General features: G+C 38.4%; 11 protein-coding genes. 5 read left to right on the forward strand and 6 right to left on the reverse strand.

Annotated elements, in window-relative coordinates; translation table 11 throughout:
• Nucleotides 1-76 precede the first annotated feature (76 nt).
• The 4 genes from MMO38_RS03190 to MMO38_RS03205 all read right to left on the reverse strand — a co-directional run bounded on the left by MMO38_RS03190 (nt 77) and on the right by MMO38_RS03205 (nt 2,930).
• Nucleotides 77-673, reverse strand: coding sequence for a nitroreductase family protein (locus tag MMO38_RS03190; RefSeq protein ID WP_121930236.1), 597 nt, complete (start codon nt 671-673; stop codon nt 77-79).
• Nucleotides 674-858: 185 nt separating this feature from the next.
• Nucleotides 859-1,983 (reverse strand): signal recognition particle-docking protein FtsY, encoded by a 1,125-nt coding sequence (gene ftsY / locus MMO38_RS03195; protein WP_241322516.1) that lies wholly within the window; start codon nt 1,981-1,983, stop codon nt 859-861.
• A gap of 117 nt (nt 1,984-2,100) precedes the next feature.
• Entirely contained in the window at nt 2,101-2,430 is a 330-nt protein-coding gene (locus MMO38_RS03200; protein ID WP_241322517.1) for a hypothetical protein, read from the reverse strand.
• A 140-nt stretch (nt 2,431-2,570) separates the two neighbouring features.
• A complete protein-coding gene (locus MMO38_RS03205; RefSeq protein ID WP_241322518.1) occupies nt 2,571-2,930 on the reverse strand; it encodes a hypothetical protein in 360 nt (119 codons plus the stop codon).
• Between the two features lie 241 nt (nt 2,931-3,171).
• Here MMO38_RS03205 and MMO38_RS03210 point away from each other — a divergent pair, with 241 nt between their 5' ends.
• The 3 genes from MMO38_RS03210 to MMO38_RS03220 all read left to right on the forward strand — a co-directional run bounded on the left by MMO38_RS03210 (nt 3,172) and on the right by MMO38_RS03220 (nt 4,730).
• Complete coding sequence (locus MMO38_RS03210) at nt 3,172-3,405, forward strand: hypothetical protein (protein ID WP_004671340.1); 234 nt, start codon at nt 3,172-3,174, stop codon at nt 3,403-3,405.
• A gap of 374 nt (nt 3,406-3,779) precedes the next feature.
• Nucleotides 3,780-4,157, forward strand: coding sequence for a DUF2750 domain-containing protein (locus MMO38_RS03215; protein WP_034595035.1), 378 nt, complete (start codon nt 3,780-3,782; stop codon nt 4,155-4,157).
• A 141-nt stretch (nt 4,158-4,298) separates the two neighbouring features.
• Entirely contained in the window at nt 4,299-4,730 is a 432-nt protein-coding gene (locus MMO38_RS03220; protein ID WP_121930240.1) for a CBS domain-containing protein, read from the forward strand.
• A gap of 102 nt (nt 4,731-4,832) precedes the next feature.
• Here MMO38_RS03220 and MMO38_RS03225 read toward each other — a convergent pair whose 3' ends face one another.
• On the reverse strand, nt 4,833-6,047 hold the full coding sequence (locus MMO38_RS03225) for an aspartate aminotransferase family protein (RefSeq protein ID WP_241322519.1): 1,215 nt from the start codon (nt 6,045-6,047) through the stop codon (nt 4,833-4,835).
• Nucleotides 6,048-6,214: 167 nt separating this feature from the next.
• On the opposite strand from MMO38_RS03225, the gene grxD reads away from it, so the two are divergent.
• Nucleotides 6,215-6,556 (forward strand): Grx4 family monothiol glutaredoxin, encoded by a 342-nt coding sequence (grxD, locus tag MMO38_RS03230; protein WP_004671348.1) that lies wholly within the window; start codon nt 6,215-6,217, stop codon nt 6,554-6,556.
• 51 nt (nt 6,557-6,607) lie between these two features.
• On the opposite strand, the gene MMO38_RS03235 is transcribed toward grxD, so the two are convergent.
• Nucleotides 6,608-6,931 carry a hypothetical protein gene (locus tag MMO38_RS03235; RefSeq protein WP_241322520.1) on the reverse strand — a complete coding sequence of 108 codons (324 nt, stop codon included), beginning with the start codon at nt 6,929-6,931 and terminating at the stop codon, nt 6,608-6,610.
• A gap of 128 nt (nt 6,932-7,059) precedes the next feature.
• Here MMO38_RS03235 and MMO38_RS03240 point away from each other — a divergent pair, with 128 nt between their 5' ends.
• Nucleotides 7,060-7,980: a LysR family transcriptional regulator gene (locus tag MMO38_RS03240; protein WP_241322521.1), complete on the forward strand. Its 921-nt coding sequence runs from the start codon at nt 7,060-7,062 to the stop codon at nt 7,978-7,980.
• The last annotated feature ends 136 nt before the right edge of the window (nt 7,981-8,116 follow it).

Consider the following 8,116-nt stretch of genomic DNA (forward strand, 5'->3'; position numbering starts at 1 on the left):
TGGCGAATTTTGCTGTTTTTCTTATTACAACAAAAAGAGCACATTAAGTGCTCTTTTTGTTAACAATGATTTAAACTTAATTAAATGTTTTAAAGCGTACTGCATCATCCATATAGGTTTTTTCGCCTGCTGGAGCTTCAATTGAACCAAATACAAGCTGAGCGCGTAATTTCCAATTTGCTGGAATATCAAAAGTTTCAGCAACTTCGGCATCTACAATTGGATTGTAGTGTTGTAATGATGCACCTACACCGATTTCAGCCAATGCCGTCCAAGTCGCGAACTGAGCAATTGCACTTGAATGTTCAGACCATACTGGGAAATTATCTGCGTACAACGCGAACTGCTCTTGTAAACCTTTTACAACGTCTTGATCTTCGTAAAACAATGCCGTACCAAAACCAGCCGCAAAGCTATCAATTTTTGCACTTGTATTTGCAAATGCGTCTGCAGGAACCATTTTACGCAAAGTTTCACGAACGATTTCCCAAAATTTGCTATGAGACTCACCATATAGAGTAACAACACGTGAGGTTTGTGAGTTAAATGAAGATGGACTTTGTTTTACTGCTTCACGAATTGTTTCTTCAATGGTTGCTTGATCAACTGAAACGTTTTTACCAATTGCATAAATTGTACGACGTGTTTTGATACTATTTAAAAAGTTACTCATGTTGTTATTCCTACCTATGACCTAAAGGGAGTTATCTTGGATTGAGGTCAGTTTATAACGCTTCATTTTTTAGGCATAGCCCCAAAAACATAACAGATCGTTCTATTTTCGCAACATATCTCTTTTTCTAGAGCAAAAAAAAACTCCACCTCATCATAAAGTGGAGTTCCTAATATCATCAGAACTTATTTATCTGTTTCAAATAATGCAGCAACAAATGACTTCGCTGAGAAAGGACGTAGATCATCAATTTTCTCACCCACACCGATATAACGAATTGGCACATGAGTACGGCTAGCGATATTGAATAACACACCACCTTTCGCTGTACCATCCAACTTGGTAATCGTAATACCCGTCAAACCTACTGCTTCATCAAATAATTGTACTTGATTAATCGCATTTTGACCCGTGCCCGCATCTACGATCAACATGATTTCATGTGGCGCAGTCGCATCAATCTTTTGCATCACACGTTTCACTTTTTTAAGCTCTTCCATTAAGTGCGATTTATTTTGCAAACGACCTGCTGTATCCGCAATTAAGACATCCATACCTTTAGCTCGTGCACTTTCAAAAGCATCAAAAATTACGGATGCGCTGTCAGCACCATTGCCTTGAGCAACCACAGGAATGTCATTGCGCTCACCCCAAATTTGTAATTGCTCAGTAGCCGCAGCTCGGAAGGTATCGCCTGCCGCAAGCATGACTTTTTTGCCTTCACCCTGTAAACGTTTTGCAAGCTTACCAATCGTTGTGGTTTTACCCACTCCATTTACACCAACCATCAAAATCACATAAGGGGATTTGTTTGGATCGATATGTAACGGTTTTACACGTGGCGCAAGTAAAGCGACCAGCTCTTCTTGCAAAGCTTTATACAAAGCATTTGAATAAATCAAATCACCACGTGCAGTTCTTTCAGTCAGGTTTGCAATAATTGTTTTAGTCGCATCAACACCGATATCAGCAACAAGTAATTGTTCCTCAACTTCTTCTAATAACTCATCATCAATTTCTTTGCCACCAATAAGAATATTGACCATCCCATCCGTAAAACTGCGACGAGTTTTGGTCAAACCATCTTTCATTCGACCAAAGAAACCACCTACTTTTTGTTGACCATCGTTCTCTGATTCTGACGTTGATTCCGAAATTTCAATAACTGGAGTAGCTTCAACTTGAGTCTGCAGTGGACTCGATTCAATAATTGGAACATCGACAGCAGGTAAACTCGGCAATGTGACATCATCATCGCCGATATCAGCATTTATCAAGAATTTATTTTGCATATTCGATTGCTGTTGCATGTCGATTCCTTGAGAAAAAAGCAGCTTTTTAGAAGATGGCCAGTCTAGCATAAAATCCTATTTTTTTCTGACCAAGCCCAAGCATTCAGTTATTAATGAAAATCAATCAGCCAAAACTTATTCATCTTCTTTGGCCATTGCTGGGTATTGTCTAATTCGATTTGATTCAAATTGATAGGCATTTAAAAGTTTCAGATACTCTACACGGCGAACTTGATGTTGTTGCAATACATTCTCAGCCATATTTTGAGTTCTTGGATGGCTTGCTTGTTCTGAAAGTCGAATGATTTGCTGATACTGAAATGTATTAATCGGACGCTGCAACGCGCTATACGCAAGCAGGAAAATAGACAATAAAATGAGACAAACCAAAATATTGTAAAATTGGTCAAATTTAAATCCGAACTGGGATTGCAAGACTTTATATTTAGAAATGATAGACAACATAACCTACCTCAGTGTTATGAAGTAGTGTATGTCTCTGATTCACTAAGAACAAGCATCAAGTTTAGCGATCTTTCATAGATGGTTGCGTTATAGGCTGTTTTTCCAACAATAACGCAACCCTTAAAGGAGATCGCAAAACACTAACCCATTAGCGTTCGAACAAAAGCAAAGTATAGAATCAGTGCAATAATCGCCAAACTAATAAAGATTGCAAACATCCCTACACCATTCTCAGCATCCGCTGGATGTAATTCATCATCGTCAGCAATACGCATCAACTCTCCATTATAAATTTCATAAAAGCGATCTTTTTGCTCAGGCGTCAAACGAATTGCAAAATCATAAACGCGTTTACGCTGTGCAAGACAATAGTCACCCAAATGGATTTCTTGATGAAATACTGCCTCATCGAGCAACTTACGATGGTAATGAGCCAGAGCAATAATTTGGTTTTCTGATGGCGGAATATCAAAGTTTAAACCATCTATGATAGCTGACATGTTATTCTCCTTTTCTTTTATTTTCACTTTGATTTTACTTAAAATTACTTGTTCACAGTGTTTAATCGTGTAAGCTTTTATTTAAACAAAGCAATTGAACGTAAAAGCGAGTTAAATGTTTGACAATTCCATTAATTTTGTCATAATAACTTCACAATACAATGTTAAATTAGCTTAAATTCAGAGCAATATAGCTTTGAATAGAATATGCGGTAATCATAATTAAAATAAGGAGTTATATATGATTCAACATTTTACACAACATGAACTAGAGCATGTTTATGCAAATGCGGTAAATACTATCCAATCGCAAAAAAACTTTCTAGATGCCGTGAAAGAGCTTGAACAAGTTGCACAAGCAGGTCACGGGAAAGCAGCATTATTTTTAGCAGAGTTATACTACCAAGGTTTCCGAGTCGAACGTGACTCCCTGAAAGCTCAATATTGGCAGAAGATGGCAACCTTACAAGCATAATAAAACGTCCTTGCGCTACATCAAAGCTTTAATCGCTTTGATCTGCTCAGGTGGCGTTTTTTTATGCCTATAATAAAAGCATCATCAGAAATAAAATTCCGCACTTCATTTTTCTTACACTGCACCAAAGCTTTAGTCACTTTTAACCTACGCACTTCGTTTGTCTTGCACTGCACCAAAGCTACAATCGCTTTTAACCTACGCACTTCGCTTATCTTGCACTGCGCCAAAGCTTTAGTCGCTTTGGCTTGCTCAGGTGGCGTTTTGTAATGCTTAAGAATATTTGCTTACGATTTTGATGAATAGTTTAAACATAAATGCCATCTAAATTTCTTATAATAAAACATAAGTTTAAATAATATTAGTTTAATAATATGTATAGGTTCAATCATTTCCAGCCAGTATCACGAGAGTTGATGATCAAAATCTCGATTCTCAAGACCATGATGTATTGTGGCGTTCTATGGGGACTTTATCACGATGGTTGGGCGATCACGTCTGATCAGGATGGGCATGTATTCCCTTTTTGGCTGAATGGTGTGCAAGCACATCGTTATGCACGATCAAACTGGAAACACTACACACCTCGTAAGATTACACCAAAGGATTTTCATGAATCCTTACTTCCATTACTTACCCGTTTACAAGTTGAACCAGCCCTTTTTAACTCGTCTCATTGCAAATTTAAACTTTCAACTCAGCAAATGCAGCATTTCTTTTTTATGCCGCAGCAACCAATTATTGCCGCTTAGTGCAGTCAAGAACGACTCAATGATGGCTTTATTCTTATAAATGCTTAAAAAGTCATCATTGAAATTAAATTAGGGCTTTGCAATTAAAAAAAATACCGTTAAGTTAAATGAAAATGACAATACAACACAGGTGGATAAACAATGACAATCGTTGCTCAAGTCATAAAAAATAAAGCTGTACAATCAATTTTTACAATCTCACCAAATGCGACTGTACTTGAAGCGATTAAAATTATGGCGGACAAAGGTGTAGGTGCTTTAGTCGTTGCTGAAGATGAAAAAGTCATCGGTATTTTTTCAGAACGTGACTATACCCGTAAGATTGCATTGATGGAACGCTCTTCAAACAGCACACTTGTTGCGGATATTATGACCTCAAAGGTTATTTCAGTCAGTCTAAACAATACCGTAGAAGAATGCTTACAATTGATGACTGATCGCCATTTACGCCATTTACCTGTGCTTGATAATGAAAAACTTGTAGGTTTTATTTCTATTGGAGACTTAGTTAAAGCTGCGATGGATGACCAACGTATTCTCATTGAACAGCTTCAACAATATATTTCTGGCTAAAAATCCTCCCCAACCCTCCTTTCATAAAGGAGGGGGTCTATATGCTTAACAAAAAATGGGCAATTTCTAAAATTGCCCATTTTTATTTCGATTAGTTTACCGTTATGCAGCCAAAAAATCTTGAATCATAGGAACGAGGCGCTTGAGCAACTCATCGGCTTGATCTGGAGTCATGTTTAAAGGCGGCAACAAACGAACCACTGAACCTGCTGTGACATTGATGATTAATTTATATTGATCACGCGCAATTGCAACCAACTCAGCACAATCTTTGGGTAACTGAATCCCAATCATCATGCCAAAACCACGGACTTGAACGTGTTGTTCTGTCAATTGCTCACGCAACTTTTCAACAATGTATGTACCTACATTTGCAGCATTTTCAACCGCATTTTCTTGTTGAATCGTATCTATTACGGTGTAGACCACACGAGAGCCAAGTACAGTACCGCCATAAGTCGAACCATGACTACCAGCTCCCAATATCCCAACAGCTTTGCCCTGCGTCATCACAGCACCAACAGGAAAACCATTGCCTAAACCTTTGGCTGTGGTCATTACATCTGGAATAATATTGGTGTGTTGATAAGCAAAGTATTTACCAGTACGTCCATTCCCTGTTTGAATTTCATCGAGCATCATTAACCAGTTATGCTGATTACAAAGAGCGCGAACTTCTTCCAAATAACTAAAACCTTGAGGCGCAGTATTGACACCACCCTCACCTTGAATCGGTTCAATTAAGATCGCAACAATATCAGGATGATGAATAGCTGCTTCTTGGATTGCCTCGACATCACCAAAAGGAACGCGGACGAAACCTTCAACAAGTGGCGCAAAGCCTTCTTGAACCTTTTTATTTCCAGTCGCAGATAAAGTCGCTAAGGTACGACCATGAAACGATTGCTCAGCAACGATAATTTTGGGATTGGCTATGCCTTGTTGTGCACCAAATTTACGTGCAATTTTAATTGCTCCTTCATTTGATTCTGCACCGCTATTTGAGAAAAAGATTTCCTCCATCCCAGAAACCTCTGCAAGTTTCTGTGCTGCGGCTGTCTGCCAAGGAATTTCAAATAGATTACTGGTATGCACTAATGTAGCTGCTTGCTCAGCAATTGCTGCTGCGATAACTGGGTGTGCATGACCTAAGCCACATACAGCAATGCCCGTTAAAGCATCTAAATACTCTGTACCATCTGCTGTATATAAATACGCCCCTCGTCCTCGCACAAAACTGATCGCTTGGCGACCATAGGTTGCCATAATATGTGATGGTTGATCAGGTTGCACAGGCGCAAGAGTAATATTAGTCATAACAAACTCAATCTATCATTAGTTGTGGGGAAAAAAGTTATATAAGCAAAAACTTGCGTAGATTGAAAGCGTAAACTCACATTTATATAAGAAAAATCTTGAGTAATCCCCCGCGAAGCGATTTTTTTAGGTATATAATGTCGGAAGTTTAGTTGAGGATCTATCTAATGACGGAACAAGCGCGTGATACAGTAGCGTTAATTCGTGATCAAATTGCGAAACACCCTGTTTTACTTTACATGAAAGGCACTCCACAATTCCCGCAATGTGGTTTTTCTGCTCGTGCAGTAGAAGCACTTAGCCAAATTGGTCGTCCATTTGCCTATGTAAATATCTTAGAAAATCAAGATATTCGTGCAACTTTACCTCAAATTGCGAACTGGCCTACTTTTCCACAATTATGGATAAACGGCGAGCTTATTGGTGGTAGCGATATCATGCTTGAAATGTTCCAAAATGGTGAGTTAAAACCATTAGTTGAACAACACAGCGCGGCGCCTGAAGCCTAAGCTGTACAAACGAAAGCCAATCAAATGATTGGCTTTTTTATTTAGTTAAATTCAATTCTGATTAAAACCAATATATCTAAACAGACCTTCCACACCTAAATCTGCTTTATAAATTTGCATTTCAGTATAATTTGCTTGTGTGACGCTGAGAAAAACATTCATGTTTGGATCTTCATGAATTTCCTCAACAGACAGTGGCAATGCCGCTTCAAAACGATCAGCTATATACTCAAAGCCTAAATCCATAGCGATAAACAAAGTATGTTCACAAGGCTGAATATACTGTTCTTGCTCCCAATCTAATACTGCATGATCACAATGAGGGCAGCAAACATTTGCTGTAGCGCTAGACACTTCAACCAGTTGATAAGGCATATTGATTATTTCAAAAAATTTTAAAGATTATAAAAGAATTTATGCTTCACAAAAAACCTCTACTCATCACTTATTTTTGCAACGATATATCTATAAAATAATGAATGTTGCAGAAATGGAATTGAATAATGTTAACTGATTTAGATGATTTTTATTGTTTTGCCCTTGTCGTTGAACATGGGGGCTTTAGTGCTGCGGAACGCGCCACAGAAATCCCAAAGTCTAAACTCAGCCGTAGAGTCTATAACCTAGAAGAACAATTAGGCGTGCGTCTCATCCAACGCAGTTCACGTCATTTTGCTGTAACAGACATTGGTATGGATGTTTATCGACATGCTCAAGTGATGATGAATGCCGCTCAAGCAGCGCATGATGCGGTGAATCATTTAAGTAGTGAACCTCGTGGTGTCATAAAAGTCAGCGTTCCAGTTGATATTGCTCAAAATCAAATGACTAAAATCTTACCCAATTTTTTAAAGAAATATCCTGAGGTGCGAGTACAAATGATGGTGAGTAACCGTCGCATTGATGTCATCAACGAGGGAGTAGATGTAGCCTTACGTGTTCGCTCGAAATTAGATGATGATCCAAATTTGGTTTTACGAGAGTTTGAAGCGATTGAGCAACGCCTCTTTGCTAGCCAAGCCTACCTAAATGAATTTGGACATTTAACCACACCAGAACAACTGACCGATCATCGTATTATCAGTATGGCTGAAGATCATCTCGATCAACATTTCTTACTCACCGACCCAAATAAAGTACAGAAAAAAATCAAAGTAAATCCTGTCATTATGGGTTCAAACTTACTCATGCTCGCTGAATTAGCCAGTCAAAACTGTGGTATTGCTTTGCTACCTGATAGCATCGCACAAGACTTCGTTCAATCTGGTCAATTGGTAAAAGTATTGCCTGAGTGGACTGCGCCACATGGTATTTTCCATGCCGTTTACCCTTCACGTAGAGGGTTATTGCCAGCAGTACGGGTATTTATCGACTATTTGGTTGAGCAACTGGCTCAGTGTGCAACAAAAAAGGTTCGATATTAAAATATCGAACCTTTGCTGTACTTCGCAGTGTTTATAATTAAGGGGCTGTACTAGATTAGCACTATGTTAATCTATGAAAATGAAGCTAACCAATTGTAAATTAAATAAGAAAACTCAGCTTAAACTACTTGAGTTT

It is taken from the genome of Acinetobacter sp. NIPH 1852, from assembly GCF_022549455.1.
Classification (GTDB): domain Bacteria; phylum Pseudomonadota; class Gammaproteobacteria; order Pseudomonadales; family Moraxellaceae; genus Acinetobacter.

Excerpts from the sequence above, each read along its gene's own strand:
- MMO38_RS03190 (WP_121930236.1), bottom strand. The coding sequence starts at position 673 with ATGAGTAACTTTTTAAATAGTATCAAAACACGTCGTACAATTTATGCA.
- ftsY (WP_241322516.1), bottom strand. The coding sequence starts at position 1,983 with ATGCAACAGCAATCGAATATGCAAAATAAATTCTTGATAAATGCTGAT.
- MMO38_RS03200 (WP_241322517.1), bottom strand. The coding sequence starts at position 2,430 with ATGTTGTCTATCATTTCTAAATATAAAGTCTTGCAATCCCAGTTCGGA.
- MMO38_RS03205 (WP_241322518.1), bottom strand. The coding sequence starts at position 2,930 with ATGTCAGCTATCATAGATGGTTTAAACTTTGATATTCCGCCATCAGAA.
- MMO38_RS03210 (WP_004671340.1), top strand. The coding sequence starts at position 3,172 with ATGATTCAACATTTTACACAACATGAACTAGAGCATGTTTATGCAAAT.
- MMO38_RS03215 (WP_034595035.1), top strand. The coding sequence starts at position 3,780 with ATGTATAGGTTCAATCATTTCCAGCCAGTATCACGAGAGTTGATGATC.
- MMO38_RS03220 (WP_121930240.1), top strand. The coding sequence starts at position 4,299 with ATGACAATCGTTGCTCAAGTCATAAAAAATAAAGCTGTACAATCAATT.
- MMO38_RS03225 (WP_241322519.1), bottom strand. The coding sequence starts at position 6,047 with ATGACTAATATTACTCTTGCGCCTGTGCAACCTGATCAACCATCACAT.
- grxD (WP_004671348.1), top strand. The coding sequence starts at position 6,215 with ATGACGGAACAAGCGCGTGATACAGTAGCGTTAATTCGTGATCAAATT.
- MMO38_RS03235 (WP_241322520.1), bottom strand. The coding sequence starts at position 6,931 with ATGCCTTATCAACTGGTTGAAGTGTCTAGCGCTACAGCAAATGTTTGC.
- MMO38_RS03240 (WP_241322521.1), top strand. The coding sequence starts at position 7,060 with ATGTTAACTGATTTAGATGATTTTTATTGTTTTGCCCTTGTCGTTGAA.